The following is a 17,206-nucleotide window of genomic DNA, read 5'->3' as shown; positions in this document are numbered from 1 at the left end:
GCTGACCTGTTGTCTTGCGTCTCGAGATGCACAAACCCGGAAATTCAGTGGCCGACAAGTGTTACGGCCTCGGCAGGAGCGGTTTCATGGGACCGCACGAATACAAAACGGGATGCCGCGGGGATCTGTGCGTCGGCGCTGCCATCCTGGCCGATGAGGATAAGTCCCGCGCCGCCATTGGCTACATTCAAGATGACGGGGGCGCCCTGCCAGGTCCTGATTGGCTCCATTCCGATGATGAGAAACTCACCGATCGGCTGGTCGAAATATTGAAGCCTCAGTTGTGGTCCGACTTCTGCAGCCGCCAGGCCGAAACCCAATTGTTTGGCGCGCGCGTAGATGTCTGCCAGCAACGCAGTGTCGGTCCGAAAGCCCAGTTCGGCTGCCGACACCGTGAAAAGCTCTACGCTCGTTGTCGTGGCGCTCACGGTAAACGTCGGCCGCGCGAGAATTTCGCCGGCCGAGTTTCCGATGCCACAACCTGCCGCATCCAAAGCGTTACTGAGGGCGAAGAAGTTTGCAAACGTCCCGATCCTGATCGTCTTCCACGCAGGGACATCGACGGCGGATTTGATTGGGATTTGCGGCCCAGACGGCGCTTGCTTGAGCTTCAGGTGATTCCGCAGGACGTCTCGCGCCGAGCATTGAGCCACGGCCTCGCTCGCAAACAGGAAAGTGCATGCGATGCAGAGGATGGCGATAATGAGAATGCCACCATGGTGCCATCCCGGCGAACGCCCCTGAATGGCATGGCAACTGACTTTCCTGCCAGCTGTTCGGCCCATAACGGACCTCTCTTGCGCAAATCCAGCGCGCTAAGAAGAATTCGGAATCATCACTTCCATGTGGTCGGCGCGGTTACAGCGGAAAAGCTGTCGTTCCTATAGCTATGGAAATTAGTCGGAGAAAATTCACGAAGGTTCAGCGACGAAGACGCCGGAGGGCAACTCAATATAGGTCAGCGTGCGTGCACTTTCGTAACTGCTCGACGTCAGCGGTCCCCTGAAAGGATCATCTTACCGACATCCTCGTAATGCGTGTCGCGCGCCTGGATCTGCTGAGCGATGGCGTGCATGTCGCGAAAGCGGCGCTCGAACGGATTGCTGCGGAATACGGCGGTCGCGCCGGCCATGTGATAGGCGGTGTCGACCACTTTGGCCGATTGGTGGATGGTCCAGGTCGCGGCGAGGCGAACCGAGCCCCGATGTGCCGCGCTGAATTCGCCGGTCGTACAGAGATCGCGCCACATCGCACTTGCCGTCGCATAGAGATAGGCGCGCGCGGCCCGCAGGTCGCCCTCGGTGCGGCCGATCAGGCCCTGGACCGCCTGGTTGTCGCGCATGGCGCTTGCCGCCAGCGACTGATGCTTGCCGCGCGCCAGCGCGATCGCGGCATCCAGCGTGGCGCGCGCCACGCCGAGCGACACCGCGGCAAAGCCGAGGCTGAACGTCGAGCCGGTGCCGATCCTGTAAAGAGGACCCTGCTCGCGTAGCGCGGACGGCACGTCACGAAACGCGGTGAAGCGCTCGGGGATGAACAGGTCGGCGACCTCGTAGGAATCGGTGCCGGTGCCGGCGAGCCCGATCGCCTGCCAGACGTCGTGCAGCACGCCGCTCGCGACCGGAAACAGGATGGTGCGCACCTCCGCCGAGCCGTCGGCATTTTTCCGCGGCGCGCCGTCGGCTCCGACGATGCGGACATGCGCGCCGAGCCAGCTCGCCTGCCGCGAGCCGGAGGCAAAATCCCAGCGCGCCGTGACGCGATAGCCGCCTTCGACCGCCCGCGCCTCATGCGCGATCGCGCCCCAGGCGAGGATGCCCGGCGCCGTGTTGAAGATCTCCTGCGCGGTGTCGTGGTCGAGCGAGGCCGCGATCATGGCGCAGACCGTGCATTGGCCGAGGCACCAGGCGGTGGAGGCATCCGCTTTCGCGATCTCCTCCAGCATCTGCATGAAGGCTTCCGGCGGCGCTTCGGCGCCACCAAGGTTCTGCGGCAGCAGCGCGCGATAGAGCCCGTTCTCGATCAGCGCGCCGACGACGGGATCGGTCAGTCGCCGCGTCCGCTCGATCTCGTCGGCTTCGCGCGCGATCAGCGGCGCAATAGCCCGTGCCCGCTCGACGAGGCCAAATCCGGAAGTTGCGTTCATGCGCGTTTCCTCGCCCATTCTACCGTGAGCGGTCAATCGCACGATGGTGATCTATTTGGCGAGGGGGATCAAGTTGGTGTGGCGTCAATCCGGCCATCGCCACGTGAAGTGCGGAATCAGAGATGATCGCGCAAGCTCGAAAGGCTCACGCCGGGCCAAGAAACTATTGGGGCTGCTCCGACATTATCGTTTTCCAGAAGAGCATGATACTGTTCCGAAACAGGCAGCGATTTTGGCCTCCAACCGGCAGCGGCAAATGTCCTCGTCTGATGCTCCGATGAAACGCAGTGACGCAGCCCGCAGAGGGCGGAGACAGACGAAGACCCTATTGCTGATTTTAGCCATCGGATTTCTCGTTTTCGGTGCCGCTGCGGGCACGTTGTATTACGCGCTGCGGCCGATAACGCTTCGGATTGCCGTCGGACCGCCGGGAAGCAACGATCACAAGGTGATCGAGGCGATGACCGAGGCCTTTGCCAACGAAAGCAGGACGGTGAGGTTGTCTCCGATCGCGACCGCCGGAGCGGCCGAAGCTCTCGCTCTGCTCGGTGCCGGCAAGGCCGACCTTGCGGTCGGTCGCGGCGATCTGGAAATGCCGGCCGACGCGCAAACAGTCGTCATCTTGCGCAAGAACTTCGTCGTGCTGTGGTCTTCTTCGGGACCGGCGGGCAAGGGCTCCAAGCGAAAGCCGGCGCCCAAAATCAAGGAGGTCGCCGATCTCGCAGGGCGCAGGGTGGGGGTGATCGGCGCGACCCCGGCGAACGCCGCGTTGCTGAGAGTCATCCTGAGCGCCGCCGGTGTGGAGCCGGACAAGGTCACGGTCACTCAATTCGGCACTGGCCAGCTCGAGGAGCTGGCGCGTGACCCGAGCCTCGACGCCTTCATGGCTGTCGGTCCGCTCGACAGCAAGATAACTGCCGACGCCGTCGCCGCGACCGCCCGGGCGCGTGGCGAGCCGAAATTTCTCGCGATCGACGCATCGGAAGCCATCGCCCTGAAGCATCCGCGTTATGAATCGGAGGAAATTCCGCCAAGCATTTTCAATGCGAATCCAGCCTGGCCCGATGACAAGGTGGAGACCGTCAGTGTCAGCCATTTGATCGTCGCCCGGAAAGCCTTGTCCGAAACGACAGTGTCAGCGTTTTACCGCCAGCAATTTGCCCTCCGGCAGGCGATTGCCAGGCAGGTGCCTGGCGCTGCGCAAATCACCAAGCCGGACACCGAGAAGGAAGCCGAGCTGCCGGTTCATCGGGGAGCGGCGGCCGTGATCGACGGGACCGAGCGCACCTTCCTCGACAGATATGGCGACTACTTCTGGTTTGCGCTCCTGCTTCTCTCCGGCATTGGCTCGGCCGGCGCCTGGCTGCGTCAATATCTGAATCGGGATGAACGCGACGAGAACACTGGCCATCGCAACAGAATTCTGGCGCTGGTTTCCAAGGTGCGCACCGCGGAATTCGACCACGAGCTATTGGCCATGCAGCAGGAGGTCGACGCCATCATCGTCGAAACACTTGGCTGCTACGATGACGGCGCCATCGAGGAAGAGGAGCTGGCAGCCTTCGGCCTGGTGCTCGAACTGTTCGATCATGCGCTCAGCGAGAGGCGCGCAGCGTTGCAAACCCCTCCTTCGAACGTGCTCGCCGCGCGGCGGTAGCGATACCGGCTTTGGTATCCGGAAGTTGCGTTCATGCGCGTTTCCTCGCCCATTCTTGGTGTGAGCGGTAAGGAGGCAATCGTGGTCTATCCGGCGGGGAGGATCAAGCTGGTCCTAGCGTCGGTCTCGCCAGCTCGCGCTGACACGGGCGACATCACAGCTCGGGCAGACCCGACGGCGGCCTGCGTGCGTTGGCTGCTTGCTCGAAGGCATACGCCAGACGCAGCAGCTTGTGCTCGCTCCAGGCGCGCCCTGCGAAAGTGACGCCGAGCGGATAGTCGGGCGTGTCTTTGCCGTCGTCTGTCCCCGAGACGAATCCGCCGGGCACCATGACGCTGGGATAACCTGCCTTGGCGGCGATTGCGGCGCCATAGGCGCCGGGGAATAGCACCGCGTCGAGCTCGTGCTGGTTCATATAGGCGTCCATGCCGCGCGTCCTGGCGGAGAGCAGGTCCATGGCACGTGCGGACTTGTACTCGGGCTCGCTCAGATCGCCCCTGGTCAAGTCAGCGGCGAGGAAGTGGTCCTGTCCGAAACGCAGCGCATTGTCGGCGTTTGCTGCGTTGAAGGCCACGATGTCGGCCATGGTCTTGATGTCAGTGTTGGTCGCCCAATCCCTCAGGTAGAGATTGAGATCGTGCTTCAGCTCGTACAGAAAGACGACCGGCGGCCTTGCGACCGTGCCTTTGTGGGCGCTGAGCGGATTGCGGTTGAGCACAGCCATGGTCGTGCCCGGCCCACCGATCCAGCCAAGTGTGGGCATGCTGGCGCGCACGATGACGGCGCCGAGATCCTCCAGCACCTTGATCACCTCAGCCATCAGCTTGGCCGACTTCGCCGGCAGCTTGCCGTAATAGCAATCGTTCAGCGGGTCAGCGGGGTCGCTCGGCACGCCGATGCGCGCGCCCTTCATCGCGTCGGCGACGAGGCCGGCGGTGTAGTCGGCCGGCCGCCGCTGCTCTTGCGTCGCTGGGTCGAGCGGGTCCTTGGCAGCCAGCACATTCAGCAACATCGCGGCATCGCGCACCGTGCGCGTCATCGGACCGGCGGTGTCCTGGCTGTGCGCAAGCGGCAGGATGCCGGCGCGGCTGATCAGCCCGACGCTCGGTTTCACGGTGACGAGGCCGTTCAGGCTGGCGGGGTGCAGCAGCGAGCCCGAGGTTTCGGTACCGATCGAGGCCGCGCACAGTCCGGCCGCCACCGCGACCGCCGAACCCGAGCTTGAGCCCCCTGGGGTCAGAACCGGGATGCCGTGCTCGTCCATCAGCCCTGGTGCGTAGGGGTTCTTACCTGCCCGCCCAGCGATGAATAGCCCGAGGGCATGTCGATCGCGAGCATGTTGGCGAACTCCGTCAGGTTCGCCTTGCCCAGGATCACCGCGCCGGCGCTCCGCAGCAGCTTGACGATGGTGGCATCATCCCTGGCGCGCGCGCCCTCCAGCGCCAGCGAGCCCGCCGTGGTCGGCTGTTCGTCTCCGGTCGCGATATTGTCCTTGAGTAGGATAGGGACGCCCGCCAGCGGCCGCTGGGCCGACGGCCTCGTGCCGGCGAGCGCATCGGGATTGAGTGCACGGACCGAGTTGAGCTTAGGCCCGTCGCGGTCATAGGCCGCGATGCGCGCGAGATAGAATTCCGCCAGCGCTCTCGCGGTGATCCGTCTGCCGGCCAAGGCATCGATGACGTCGCTCATGGGCGCGTGCGCGAGCATCTGCATGGTCGACGCCGGCGGCTCAGTCAGGCCAGCTCTAGGAAGCTCGGACATTTGCCTTTCCTTGCTCCATTCCATCGCGAGTGCGAGAGGCACTATCGTGGCGGATTTGGCGGGGAGGATCAATGAGGGGCGATGGGTTTCGCAAGCGCCAAGCCCATCTTACGAACTGCCATCGAGCAATCGCTCCATGACGATCGTGCGTTCGTCACCATGATAGCTGTCGCGCGCCGCCCTGAATCCAAGGCCGGCGTAGAAGGTTTCAGCGGTGATTGAGGAAGAAAGGGTCAGCGAAGGGATGTTGCGCTCGCGTGCGGTACGCTCGATCTCGGCCATCAGCAGCTTGCCGATGCCGCGGGCCTGAACGTGTGGAGCGACGAAGACAGTGCGGACGACGGACCCGTCGAGGCTCGCGGTCCCGACGATGCGGCTGCGGATGGTAGCGACAAAAACGGTGCGTTGCCCAATGAGCTGCCGCACAGCGTCCGGACTGAAGCCGCGCACGATCCTTTCGATGACCTCGTTCGGATAATCCTTCGCGTTGGTTTCCCGCAGTGCACGCACGATGACCGCGCTGATATGAGCGGCGTCATCTTCAAGTGCAGGACGGATTGTGCATTCCATGGGCCACTCCAGTTCGCGGCGTGAAAAGCACAAAGACCGCTCGCTATTGCAGTCCCAGACCGCTGCAGTACCACGCCATGTCTTCGTGTCTCCAGCCGCGCTTGACGCCTGATTCCTTGCATTCATTGTAGGTCTTGAAGTTAGCTCCGTTTCGGCAGCCTGACGGATAGCTCCCAAAGCCGCCACCCGAGGTGGAACATGCGACCGAACTGGCCGCCGTGGTCGGGGCGACAGTGGCTTTGGGTGCTGCGTTCGCTGATGTGATCGACAAAATCAGCAAGCCCCCTAACGCAAGAACCGACGCTTTCATTGCATTCTCCTGATGGAACGATGCGTATACTATCTCAGGATGCATTATAGCTGGAGGCGCAACCTGAATGAAAGAGACCCGCGCTGCGGGCGCCCTCTGGTTTTCCATTCAACACCAAACCGGACAGCGTTGGTTCCTCTGAAGGAACGGTCAGGAGCTCAAGGCGTTTGAGGTAGCGAAAGGACACTTGCATGACCGAGAAATTCGATCCGGCACCGCCGGACAAGAACGCGGAAGATCTCAAGCGTGGCATCCGACGCGACAAGGCCAGGGACGACGAGCTGGACAAGGGCTTGAAGGACAGTTTCCCGGCGTCGGACCCGGTGAGCAGCACCCAGGCGTCCAAGGCAACACCGGACGCATGAAGGAGGGATAGACTATGGGCCTCGCAGCCTATGATATTGTTGGCAGGGACGGTGCCTGGCACGTCGACCACGATGGCGAAATCCGGAACACTTACCAGACCAAGGAAGCCGCTTTCGAGGCGGCTGTGGCCGCGGCATCGCTCGCCATGCGGCAGGGTCATTCCGTCCGGCTAACGGTGCCGGAGAGCGAGAACACCGTCGGCGCAGAAAATTCGGGCGGATGACCTTCGAGAGCATCCTGGTTCTACACGGCCGCCAGCAAATGGGCGGGCGCAAACGGCTTGCGCAAAAAGGTCGTGTTGGGCGGCAGCGGCGCCATCACCGTCCCGGACATCAGCACGATGTTGAGCCCCGGATGAGCACTGCGAGCGTATTCTGCGAGCTCAAGCCCGGTCATTCTCCCTGCGAGGTTGTGATCGGTGATGAGCGCCCGCAGCTCCGTGCCCGTCGAGGCCACGATAAGCTCCGCGGCTTCCGCAGTGGCGCACTCGACGACTTCGAACCCTTCGTCCTTGAGAAGGTCGGACAGAACTTCGCGCTGGAGTGAGTCGTCCTCGACCAGCAGCATGACGAAATTCGACATGCGGTCATTCCCAACTTATCGGATGTTAATGCGCATCCCGGAAGATTGTTCGGTTGTGATGTCTTCGTTCGGCGCTCCTTGCGCCACGGCATGATCAGTCGAACATGTTGCATTCTCCTTGAGGTTTCGACGCAGGCGCCGAAGCGGGGGTCGAACAGGAGCGGCAATGGCAATCGTCTTCATCACCGGCAGCACGGACGGTCTGGGCCGCGCAGCTGCCCAGTCTCTGCTCGAACAGGGCCACCAGGTCGTCCTGCACGCACGATCAGCGGAACGTGCGACCGCAATCTCCGAGCTTGAATCGCATTCCGCACGGGTCGTGATCGGCGATCTCAAGAGCGCCGCCCAGACGAGACACGTGGCAGATCAGGTCAACGCAATCGGACGAATGGACGCGGTCATCCACAACGCCGGGGTCTATACCGAGCGCAGCCGCGGCCCGACGCCCGAAGGCCACGCCACCACCCTGGCAATCAACACGCTCGCGCCCTATTTGCTCACCGCCCTGATGAAGCGCCCCGATCGGCTGGTGTATCTCAGCAGCGGACTACATCGCGGCGGAGAGGGATCGTTGAGCGATCTCGACTGGACGAGGCGAACCTGGGATCCGGCCAAGGCGTACGCGGAGAGCAAACTGCACATGGTCGCACTGGCCTTTGCCTTGGCGCGGCGTTGGCCGCAGGTGCTGAGCAACGCCGTCGATCCCGGCTGGGCGCGCACCAAAATGGGCGGTGCCGGAGCGCCGGTCGGCGTGGCCACCGGACAACGGACGCAGACCTGGCTCGCTGTGAGCGATGATCCCGCCGCCCTGGTTAGCGGTCGTTACTGGCATGACCTCCGGCAACAAGAGCCGGCGCACGAAGCAGTTGATCCCGATTTTCAGGAGCGGCTTCTGGACAGGCTGGGCGAGTTGACGGGAGTGATGCTTCCACCGGCGTAGAAGCAATTCGCCTGAAGCCCACATCTTCCCAAAGCGTCGGGAGGCCGATGCTGCCTCTCATGCGCACGGCATTGCCACGTGCTGCATGATGCCATCATGCCCCTGTTTTGCCCGACGAGTCAAACGAAATTCTGAAAATCAAAAGTTCAATCCGAACAAGCCCCTCGCTACTGTGCATGGGGTTGTTTTCGCGTTTTTTTGTTTTCGGTCCCGAAAAGCGCGGACCGGACCTGTCTCGCCGCGCTCGCGGCGGCCTAAAGCCGTCGCCTCAGCTGTCCACCTTCAACGCGGCGATGAAGGCTTCCTGCGGGATGTCGACCTTGCCGAACTGCCGCATCTTCTTCTTGCCTTCCTTCTGCTTCTCCAGAAGTTTGCGCTTACGCGTGATGTCGCCGCCGTAGCACTTTGCGGTGACGTCCTTGCGCAGCGCGCGCACCGTCTCTCGCGCGATCACCTTGCCGCCGATCGCCGCCTGGATCGGGATCTGGAACATGTGCGGCGGGATCAAATCCTTCATCTTCTCAACCATGGCGCGGCCGCGCCCCTCGGCGCGGGTGCGATGCACCAGCATCGAGAGTGCGTCGACCGGCTCGTTGTTGACCAGGATCTGCATCTTGACCAGATCGGCCGGCTTGTAGTCGGTGAGATGATAGTCGAACGAGGCGTAGCCCTTGGAGACCGACTTCAGGCGGTCGTAGAAGTCGAACACGACCTCGTTGAGCGGCAGATCGTATTTCACCATGGCGCGGGAGCCGACATAGGTCAGCTCCTTCTGCGAGCCGCGGCGGTCCTGGCACAGCTTCAGCACGCTGCCGAGATATTCGTCGGGGGTGAGGATCGTGGCCTCGATCCAGGGCTCCTGGATCTCCGCGATCTTGACCACATCAGGCATGTCGACGGGATTGTGAATCGAGATTTCCTGTCCGTCGGTCAGGCTCATCTTGTAGATCACGCTCGGCGCGGTCGCGATCAGGTTGAGATCGAATTCGCGCGACAGACGCTCCTGGATGATCTCCAGGTGCAACAGCCCGAGGAAGCCGCAGCGGAAGCCGAAGCCGAGTGCGGCCGAGGTCTCCATCTCGTAGGAGAAGCTGGCATCGTTGAGGCGCAGCTTGCCCATCGCCGCGCGCAAGGTCTCGAAGTCGTCGGCGTCGGCGGGGAACAGGCCGCAGAACACCACGGGAATGGCCGGCTTGAAGCCCGCCAGCATCTCGGTGACCGGCTTCTTGTCGTCGGTGATGGTATCGCCGACACGGGTGTCGGCCACTTCCTTGATCGCGGCGGTGATGAAGCCGATCTCGCCGGGGCCGAGCTCGTCGACCTGCGTCATCTTCGGGGTAAAGAAGCCGACGCGCTCGATGTCATAGGCCGCGCCCGTGCCCATCATGCGGACCCGGCTGCCCTTCTTCATGACGCCGTCGACGACGCGGATCAGCACCACCACGCCGAGATAGACGTCGTACCAGCTGTCGACGAGCAACGCCTTCAGCGTCGCTTCGCGATCACCCTTCGGCGGCGGCAGGCGGGTGACGATCGCTTCCAGCACATCGGGCACGCCGAGGCCGGTCTTGGCCGAGATCATCACGGACTCGGAGGCGTCGATGCCGATGACGTCCTCGATCTGCTGCTTGACCTTCTCCGGCTCTGCGGCGGGAAGGTCGACCTTGTTCAGGACCGGAACGATCTCATGCCCCGCATCGAGCGCGTGGTAGACGTTGGCGAGCGTCTGTGCCTCCACGCCCTGGCTGGCGTCGACCACCAGCAGGGAACCCTCGCAGGCCGCCAGCGACCGCGACACTTCGTAGGCGAAGTCGACATGGCCGGGCGTGTCCATCAGGTTGAAGATGTAATCCTTGCCGTCCTTGGCGCGGTAGGCGAGGCGCACTGTCTGCGCCTTGATGGTGATGCCGCGCTCGCGCTCGATATCCATGGAATCGAGCACCTGCTCCTTGCCCGCCATTTCCCGGTCGGTGAGGCCGCCGGTCATCTGGATCAGGCGGTCGGCCAGCGTCGATTTGCCATGGTCGATATGGGCGACGATGGAGAAATTGCGGATGTTGGAAATGGGGACGGTCGTCATGGGCGCGGGATACCACTCACACCCCCGTGCGGCAACCATATTGCTGTAATTTCAGGGCCTTTGTTCACGCCAAGCTGATTCCACGAAGGCCCGAAACGCGCTACGCAACGCCTGATGTCCAGGCCCATGACGACGACCTCGATCCCGTCTGCCCGAGCGCGCGCGAAGACCCGGGTGAGCTATGCCCGCTTTCGCGCCTGGCTGGTTGCCAGCGCGACCCGCCCCGAGGCGCGCCTCTGGCTGGTGATCCAGCTCGCCATCCTGCATGCGGTGCTCTGGACCTTCATCCTGATCAATCTCAAGGCAGCGCAGGACGTTCACATGGACGTCGCGGAAGCCTGGGGCTGGGGGCAGAAATTCCTCTGGGGCTATGGCAAGCACCCGCCGCTGTCGGGCTGGGTCGCCGGCCTCTGGTTCACAGTGTTCCCGCCGACGGACTGGGCGACCTATGCGCTGGCGATGGCGACCGTCGGCACCGGTATGGTGATCTGCTGGCTCATCGCGCTGCGCGTCGTGGATGCGCGGCGCGCGTTCCTGGTCGTGGTGATGGTCGCGCTCTACCCGATCTTCAATTTCAAGGGTTTCAAGTACAATCCCGACCTGCTCCAGCTCGTCACCTTGCCGCTCCTCGTGCTCGCTTATCTCAATGCGTTCGAGAAGCGGAGCTGGCAGTCCGGAGTGTTGCTCGGCCTTGCCGGCGCGCTGGCGCTGATGACCAAATACTGGGTGCTGACCATGATCGGCGCCATCGGGCTTGCCGCGCTGATCCATCCGGAGCGAATGAGATTCCTGTCGTCGCCGGCACCGTGGGTTGCGATCGCGACGATGGTGGTGGCGATGATCCCGCACATCGTGTGGCTGGCGGACGCGCATTTCGTGCCGCTGACCTATGCCGGCGATACCTACAGCCTCGAGGACAGCGGCCAGGTGCATCAGCTCGTGACCGGCTATGCCCTGCATAATGTCGCGCTGCTGGCATTGCCGGTGGCGCTGGCCGCGCTGGCGATGGCGCTGGTGCCACCTTGGTTCAGGCTGCTCCTGCGTGCGCCCTTGCGCATCGTCACGCGGGACTGGGCGCGCGGCGCGAATTCCAGCGTGAACCTTTCGCAGGCGCGCAACGTCTGGCTCATCCAGATCATCGTCGCGGTCGGCCCCGCGCTCGGCGCGCTGGCCTTCAGCATCTACATGAAGACCGATTGGGGCATCTCGCTGTTCTTCCTGGTGCCCTTGGCGCTGGTCGCGATCCCGGCGTTGCGGGTGCAGAGCGCTGCGCTGTTCAACATTGTCGCGATCTGGCTCGTGCTCAGCGTTGCCACGCTCATTGCCTCGCCCTGGATCGCCGCCCGCGAGATGGCGGCCAATGCCGGCAATACGGCGACTTACGGCGCGCGCTCGGATCTCGCGCGCGAGCTGACGCAGGCCTGGCACGCGCGCTTCGCCTCGCACTGGGCGGTCGTCGCCGGCACCATGGAATCGATCCAGCCGATGGTGTTCTACAGCCCGGATCATCCGGCCGCGTTCACGCCGCTCGAGGCCTGGGGGTCCGGATTGATTTCGCCCGATGACGTCAAGCGATACGGCTTCATCGGCGTGTTCGACCCGGCCGATGGTCGCCTGCCGGCGTTCGAAAAATGGGTGTCCGAAGTTGCGCCGAAGGCCGAGCGCATCGTAATGACGACGCGCCGTTTCACTCACGGCAAAGCCGGTCCGTCGATGAGCTGGAACATCTACATCGCGCCGCCGGGGAATTGATCGAAGCGAATCCGCCTAAATCCCTTCCTCGTTGAATTTGCTTTCAACGAGTTCGGTGATCGCCGCGAGCGCGGCCTCGGCATCATCGCCGGACGCGGCGACCGTGATGGTGGTGCCGGGACCGGCGGCGAGCATCATCAGGCCCATGATCGAGGTGCCGCCGACGGTTTCGCCGCCGCGCGTCACCCAGACCTGCGCGCTGAAACGCTCGACGGCCTGAACGAACTTGGCGGAGGCCCGCGCGTGCAGGCCGCGCTTGTTGATGATCAGGAGGTCCTTGGAGATCGCGCCCGCGGGCACGCCCGTCCCGGCTTGCGGCGCCTCGTCGCTCATTTGCCGGCGAGGACGCGGCTGGCGATGGTGACGTATTTGCGGCCGGCTTCCTGGGCCATCGCGATCGCGTCGGGGAGCGGACGCTCCTCGCGCACCTTGGCGAGCTTCACCAGCATGGGAAGGTTGATGCCCGCGAGCACTTCGACCTTCGGCCGGCTCATGCAGGATATTGCCAAATTGGACGGCGTGCCGCCGAACATGTCGGTGAGGATCGCGACGCCGTCGCCGGAATCGACGCGGTTAACCGCCTCGATAATGTCGCTTCGACAGAGATCGGAATCATCTTCGGCGCCGATCGTGATCGCTTCGATTTGCTTTTGTGGGCCCATGACATGTTCAAGCGCTGCCTTGAATTCGTCGGCAAGGCGCCCGTGGGTCACAAGTACTAGACCAATCATCGGAAAACTCCTCGCGGGCGCTTTTGGTGCACCGCACGAACGCGCCACTTTGACCATCCAGAGCCCCCGCGCAAGAGGGGATGTTGCGTATCTCCCTGAATCTAGACGGATGGATAAGGGGAGCTGCGCCGGTCTATTCGGTCGCGAGTGTGGGGTTCATATGGTTACCATTTCCCTTCAAACAATCGCCTGAAGGGTTAACGGGAGATGAACTCTTGGTAGTGGTCAAGGCCGCGACAACCAGAGGAAGGGGCAAATAGTCGCGGCCGACTGGGATTCGTGGTATTTCGACACCTAAAATGGCTGTTTTCAGGGATTGGGCCGGCGGCAGCCGCTCCGCATCCGCGGCGTCCAGATCGACCACGAGGCCGACGGTCGCATGCTCCACAAAGTCGCAGCGGCGGATTCCCAGCCCCCGGATCTCGATCAGGCCGGCCAGAACCGGGGCGGGGCGGACCTCAATTTCGCGGCCGACTGTCGCCAGATGGACACGGTCATCACCGACCAGAACGGCCGTTTCGAGCACGCCGCTGCGTCCTGCCATGATCAAATCGAAGGCAAGGCGCGACTTGCCGGAGCCCGAGGGCCCGCGGATCAGCACCGCCAGATCTCCAACCTTGACCGCCGAGGCGTGAACGCTGGGGCCACCGTCGCTCATAGCGCCGGCAGCCTCACCACGAAACGCGCGCCGACAACACTGGGCGCGCCGTCCTCGTCCGCCGGGCCGAGGCGGTTCTCCGCCCAGATGCGTCCGCCATGTGCGTCGACGATCTGCTTGGAGATCGACAGGCCAAGGCCGGAGTTCTGGCCAAAGCCCTGATGAGGGCGGTCGGTGTAGAAGCGCTCGAAGATGCGCTCCAGCGCGTCGTCGCGGATTCCGGGGCCGTCGTCGTCGACCACGATCTCGATCTCTCCGCGTACGCGGCGGCAGGTGAGGCGCACCTTGTTGCCGGGCTCGGAGAAGGACTGTGCGTTCGAGAGCAGGTTGGAGACCACTTGTCCGAGTCGCGAATCGTGGCCGGTCACGGCGAAATTGTCGGTCGGGCTGCGGCCCTCGAAACGCATTTCGACCGCGACGTCATGGCCGAGCTTGGTTTCATTGGCGACGGAGACGAGCGTCGTCAGCAGGCGGCGCAGGTCGACCGGAATCGCATCCTGGCGCTGCAGTTCTGCATCGAGACGGCTGGCGTCGGAGATGTCCGAGATCAGCCGGTCGAGCCGCTTGACGTCATGCTCGATCACCTCGAGCAGGCGCGCGCGGCTGTTCTCGTTGCGCGCCAGCGGCAACGTCTCGACCGCGGAGCGCAACGAGGTCAACGGGTTCTTCAATTCGTGCGCGACGTCGGCGGCGAACATCTCGATCGCTTCGATGCGGCTGTAGAGTGCACTGGTCATGTCGCGCAGCGCACCGGAGAGATGGCCGATCTCGTCGCGACGACGGGTGAAGTCGGGAATTTCGACGCGGGTCCTGATCCGGCGGCGGATCAGCTCGGCGCTATCGGCGAGCCGGCGGACCGGACCTGCGATCGTGCTGGCGAGCAGCAGCGACAGCATGATCATGACCGCGGCGGCGACGCCGCCCACTTTGAGGATGGCGAGGCGCTCGGCGGTGACCATCTGGTCGATGTCGTCGCCCTGCGTCGACAGCATCAGCGCGCCATGGATGGCGCGCGAGCGCAGCACGGGGACCGCGACAGAGACGATCACCTCGCCGCGCGCATTGACCCGCACCATCGAGCGCTTCTGGCCCTGGAGCGCGTCGCCGACCTCCGCATAGCCATTGCCGTTCTCGGGGCCGAGCTCGCGATAGAGCGGCAGGTCGCCGCGATTGAGCCAAGTACGGACCGCGACCATGCCGCGTTCGACCATGCCAGGCTTCTCGGCGGACACTGACGGCAGGGGGAAGCGCACCACGGTATCGAGGCTGCGGCTATCGACCAGCAGGCTGCCGTTCGGGTCGTAGATGCGGGCGCGCGTCTTGGTCGGCGAGATCAGCGTGCGCAGCACCGGTGCCACGCGCTCCGGATTGATCGGAAAATCCAGCGGGGAATACTCGTCCGAGCCGCCATAGGTCTCGCCCGGCTTGAGGTCGAGCAACCGGTCGGGGTCGATGGTGATGGCGTTGGTCTGCACCGTCGCGGACGCCGCGATCGCGCCGGCGATGATCTCCGCCTGCACCAGCAGGCTCTGCGCGCGCGCGTCGATCAGGCCGGCGCGGAATTGCGACAGATAGAGGATGCTCGCCACCAGCGCGACCAGGCCGGCGAGGTTGAGCGAGACGATGCGGCGGGTCAGGCTCGAGAAGGACAGCGCGAAGAAGAACTGCCCGGCGCGCTTCAACCAGTTCAGTGGACGCCAGCCCCGCACGGCCAGCTTGTCCTCAGCCAATTGATCCGGAGCGCCGTGGGCGGTGACGTCCTCGGCGTTCTGGTTCTCGTCAGGCTGCGTTCGGTCAAGCAATGCTCACGCCCGCGTTAGGACAGCTCGTGCGAAGGTCCCCGCATCCTAGAGCCATCCCGGTCCCGATGGAATCAGAACCGGCGATGCTCTCGGTCTTTCGTGGAGGCGCGTGCGCCTCAGGCTTCCTTGAAGCGGTAGCCGACGCCGTAGAGCGTCTCGATCATCTCGAACTCGTTGTCGACCACCTTGAACTTCTTGCGCAGCCGCTTGATGTGGCTGTCGATGGTGCGGTCGTCGACATAGACCTGGTCGTCATAGGCGGCGTCCATCAGCGCGTTGCGGCTCTTCACCACGCCGGGCCGGGTCGCGAGCGCCTGCAGGATCAGGAATTCGGTGACGGTCAGCGTCACCGGCTCGTTTTTCCAGGTGCAGGTGTGCCGTTCAGGATCCATGCGCAGCAGGCCGCGGTCGAGCGCCTTGGCGTCGTTCTCCTTCGGCGTGACGGTCGGGTCCTTCGGCGCCGAACGGCGCAGCACCGCCTTGACGCGCTCGACCAGCAGGCGCTGCGAGAACGGTTTGCGGATGAAGTCGTCGGCGCCCATCTTGAGGCCGAACAGCTCGTCGATCTCTTCGTCCTTCGAGGTCAGGAAGATCACCGGCAGGTCGGATTTCTGCCGCAGCCGGCGCAACGTCTCCATGCCGTCCATGCGCGGCATCTTGATGTCGAGGATGGCAAGATCGGGCTGGGTGGTGCGGAAACCGTCGAGCGCTGAGGCGCCGTCGGTATAGGTCATGATGCGATAGCCTTCGGCCTCCAGCGCGATCGAGACGGATGTGAGAATGTTGCGGTCGTCGTCGACCAAAGCGATTGTGGGCATGAGCCTCTGCTTTCTGCTTTCCGTTTGGGTCGTGGCTTGAAAACGGCGAGCAATCCACTGATGCGCCGCATACATGGGTGCCGATGTTGGCATTCGAACCTTGTCACCGAGCAATGCAAGCTAGGCTGAAGTGTGACCAAGTTCCACGAAACACGGCAGATTCGCCGCATCTCGACCCATAACCGGGCCCCGGTTTACCCGAAAAAAGGCCCTCCATGCAACCACCTGACCCGAGAAAGCCGATGCAACCGACCCCCGACTTCGACCCCGGAAAGCTCGCCAAATCGCTGCTGCGGCGGTCACGGCAGGGGGCCTTGGCGACATTGATGGCCGGCAGCGGCGATCCTTATTGTTCCCTGGTCAATCTGGCGAGCCATCCGGATGGCTCTCCGATCCTGCTGATCTCAGGATTGGCCGTGCACACCAGGAACATCCTGGCCGACAGCCGGGTGTCCTTGATGCTGGACGAGCGGGCGGCGGGCGATCCGCTGGAAGGTGCCCGGATCATGCTGTCCGGCCATGCCGAGCCGGCCGATGCCGACAAGGATCTGCTCCGGCGACGGTATCTCAATGCTCATCCCTCAGCGGGAGCCTTTGTTTCCTTTAAAGATTTCTCTTTCTTTCGGATCCGGCCTACGGGAACCCATCTGGTCGCCGGCTTCGGCCGGATCGTCGACCTCAAGCCGGAGCAATTCCTGACCGACCTCACGGGGGCCGAGGACTTGCTGACGGCGGAGGAGGGCGCGGTGGAGCACATGAATGCCGACCACCGCGAGGCCATGGGCCTCTATGCAACAAAACTGCTCGGTGCTGCCGCGGGCGACTGGCGCTGCACCGGCTGCGACCCGGAGGGCCTCGACATGCAGGACGGCCAGACCGTCTTGCGGCTGGATTTTCCGGAGCGGGTGGCTGATGGCACGGCGCTGCGCAAGATGCTGGTTCGCCTCGCCGGCGAAGCGCGCACCAGGATGAACCAGAGCGCAACACATTGAACGCTGCTGCCCATCGCCGCGACCCAAGTTCGTTACCGGTC

Annotated in this window: 18 protein-coding genes; 6 read left to right on the top strand and 12 right to left on the bottom strand. The window is 63.6% G+C overall.

Annotated elements, in window-relative coordinates; translation table 11 throughout:
• Window positions 1–44 precede the first annotated feature (44 nt).
• Both IVB13_RS23100 and IVB13_RS23095 read right to left on the bottom strand, forming a co-directional pair.
• Entirely contained in the window at window positions 45–785 is a 741-nt protein-coding gene (locus tag IVB13_RS23100) for a hypothetical protein (protein WP_018460068.1), read from the bottom strand.
• Between the two features lie 206 nt (window positions 786–991).
• Window positions 992–2,146 carry an acyl-CoA dehydrogenase family protein gene (locus tag IVB13_RS23095; RefSeq protein WP_026233937.1) on the bottom strand — a complete coding sequence of 385 codons (1,155 nt, stop codon included), beginning with the start codon at window positions 2,144–2,146 and terminating at the stop codon, window positions 992–994.
• A 277-nt stretch (window positions 2,147–2,423) separates the two neighbouring features.
• Here IVB13_RS23095 and IVB13_RS23090 point away from each other — a divergent pair, with 277 nt between their 5' ends.
• The gene (locus IVB13_RS23090; RefSeq protein ID WP_051113073.1) at window positions 2,424–3,803 is read left to right on the top strand and encodes a TAXI family TRAP transporter solute-binding subunit; all 1,380 of its coding nucleotides are present in this window, start codon (window positions 2,424–2,426) and stop codon (window positions 3,801–3,803) included.
• A 154-nt stretch (window positions 3,804–3,957) separates the two neighbouring features.
• Here the strand turns inward: IVB13_RS23090 and IVB13_RS23085 are convergent, their stop codons facing one another.
• The 3 genes from IVB13_RS23085 to IVB13_RS23080 form a co-directional block, all read right to left on the bottom strand.
• Window positions 3,958–5,067 carry an amidase family protein gene (locus IVB13_RS23085; protein ID WP_253075226.1) on the bottom strand — a complete coding sequence of 370 codons (1,110 nt, stop codon included), beginning with the start codon at window positions 5,065–5,067 and terminating at the stop codon, window positions 3,958–3,960.
• The gene (locus tag IVB13_RS40060; RefSeq protein ID WP_253075158.1) at window positions 5,067–5,564 is read right to left on the bottom strand and encodes an amidase family protein; all 498 of its coding nucleotides are present in this window, start codon (window positions 5,562–5,564) and stop codon (window positions 5,067–5,069) included. The genes IVB13_RS23085 and IVB13_RS40060 overlap by 1 nt, the downstream gene beginning before the upstream one ends.
• Before the next feature lie 108 nt (window positions 5,565–5,672).
• The gene (locus IVB13_RS23080) at window positions 5,673–6,134 is read right to left on the bottom strand and encodes a GNAT family N-acetyltransferase (RefSeq protein WP_018460065.1); all 462 of its coding nucleotides are present in this window, start codon (window positions 6,132–6,134) and stop codon (window positions 5,673–5,675) included.
• Window positions 6,135–6,635: 501 nt separating this feature from the next.
• On the opposite strand from IVB13_RS23080, the gene IVB13_RS23075 reads away from it, so the two are divergent.
• Both IVB13_RS23075 and IVB13_RS23070 read left to right on the top strand, forming a co-directional pair.
• Window positions 6,636–6,809 (top strand): hypothetical protein, encoded by a 174-nt coding sequence (locus IVB13_RS23075; protein WP_007604975.1) that lies wholly within the window; start codon window positions 6,636–6,638, stop codon window positions 6,807–6,809.
• 14 nt (window positions 6,810–6,823) lie between these two features.
• Entirely contained in the window at window positions 6,824–7,033 is a 210-nt protein-coding gene (locus IVB13_RS23070) for a hypothetical protein (RefSeq protein WP_085352004.1), read from the top strand.
• 20 nt (window positions 7,034–7,053) lie between these two features.
• Here IVB13_RS23070 and IVB13_RS23065 read toward each other — a convergent pair whose 3' ends face one another.
• Window positions 7,054–7,392: a response regulator gene (locus IVB13_RS23065; protein WP_018460063.1), complete on the bottom strand. Its 339-nt coding sequence runs from the start codon at window positions 7,390–7,392 to the stop codon at window positions 7,054–7,056.
• 166 nt (window positions 7,393–7,558) lie between these two features.
• Between IVB13_RS23065 and IVB13_RS23060 the strand changes: the two genes are divergently transcribed.
• Window positions 7,559–8,332 (top strand): SDR family NAD(P)-dependent oxidoreductase, encoded by a 774-nt coding sequence (locus tag IVB13_RS23060; protein ID WP_018460062.1) that lies wholly within the window; start codon window positions 7,559–7,561, stop codon window positions 8,330–8,332.
• Between the two features lie 268 nt (window positions 8,333–8,600).
• On the opposite strand, the gene lepA is transcribed toward IVB13_RS23060, so the two are convergent.
• The gene (gene lepA / locus IVB13_RS23055) at window positions 8,601–10,412 is read right to left on the bottom strand and encodes a translation elongation factor 4 (protein WP_018460061.1); all 1,812 of its coding nucleotides are present in this window, start codon (window positions 10,410–10,412) and stop codon (window positions 8,601–8,603) included.
• 126 nt (window positions 10,413–10,538) lie between these two features.
• On the opposite strand from lepA, the gene IVB13_RS23050 reads away from it, so the two are divergent.
• The gene (locus tag IVB13_RS23050) at window positions 10,539–12,164 is read left to right on the top strand and encodes a glycosyltransferase family 39 protein (protein WP_026233935.1); all 1,626 of its coding nucleotides are present in this window, start codon (window positions 10,539–10,541) and stop codon (window positions 12,162–12,164) included.
• 15 nt (window positions 12,165–12,179) lie between these two features.
• Here the strand turns inward: IVB13_RS23050 and IVB13_RS23045 are convergent, their stop codons facing one another.
• The 5 genes from IVB13_RS23045 to IVB13_RS23025 all read right to left on the bottom strand — a co-directional run bounded on the left by IVB13_RS23045 (window position 12,180) and on the right by IVB13_RS23025 (window position 16,173).
• Entirely contained in the window at window positions 12,180–12,497 is a 318-nt protein-coding gene (locus IVB13_RS23045; RefSeq protein ID WP_018460059.1) for an HPr family phosphocarrier protein, read from the bottom strand.
• Complete coding sequence (locus tag IVB13_RS23040) at window positions 12,494–12,895, bottom strand: PTS sugar transporter subunit IIA (protein WP_007597752.1); 402 nt, start codon at window positions 12,893–12,895, stop codon at window positions 12,494–12,496. Before IVB13_RS23040 ends, IVB13_RS23045 begins: the two co-directional genes overlap by 4 nt.
• 133 nt (window positions 12,896–13,028) lie before the next feature.
• Window positions 13,029–13,553: an HPr kinase/phosphatase C-terminal domain-containing protein gene (locus IVB13_RS23035; RefSeq protein ID WP_018460057.1), complete on the bottom strand. Its 525-nt coding sequence runs from the start codon at window positions 13,551–13,553 to the stop codon at window positions 13,029–13,031.
• Window positions 13,550–15,355, bottom strand: coding sequence for a sensor histidine kinase (locus IVB13_RS23030; protein ID WP_018460056.1), 1,806 nt, complete (start codon window positions 15,353–15,355; stop codon window positions 13,550–13,552). The genes IVB13_RS23035 and IVB13_RS23030 overlap by 4 nt, the downstream gene beginning before the upstream one ends.
• Before the next feature lie 116 nt (window positions 15,356–15,471).
• Window positions 15,472–16,173, bottom strand: coding sequence for a response regulator transcription factor (locus IVB13_RS23025; RefSeq protein ID WP_007597749.1), 702 nt, complete (start codon window positions 16,171–16,173; stop codon window positions 15,472–15,474).
• Window positions 16,174–16,415: 242 nt separating this feature from the next.
• On the opposite strand from IVB13_RS23025, the gene IVB13_RS23020 reads away from it, so the two are divergent.
• On the top strand, window positions 16,416–17,165 hold the full coding sequence (locus IVB13_RS23020; RefSeq protein WP_026233934.1) for a DUF2470 domain-containing protein: 750 nt from the start codon (window positions 16,416–16,418) through the stop codon (window positions 17,163–17,165).
• The last annotated feature ends 41 nt before the right edge of the window (window positions 17,166–17,206 follow it).

This window comes from Bradyrhizobium sp. 17 (assembly GCF_023073515.1).
Lineage (GTDB): Bacteria > Pseudomonadota > Alphaproteobacteria > Rhizobiales > Xanthobacteraceae > Bradyrhizobium > Bradyrhizobium canariense_D.
Note: the sequence above shows the minus strand (reverse complement) of the source record. Positions and strands in the feature narration are given on the sequence as shown.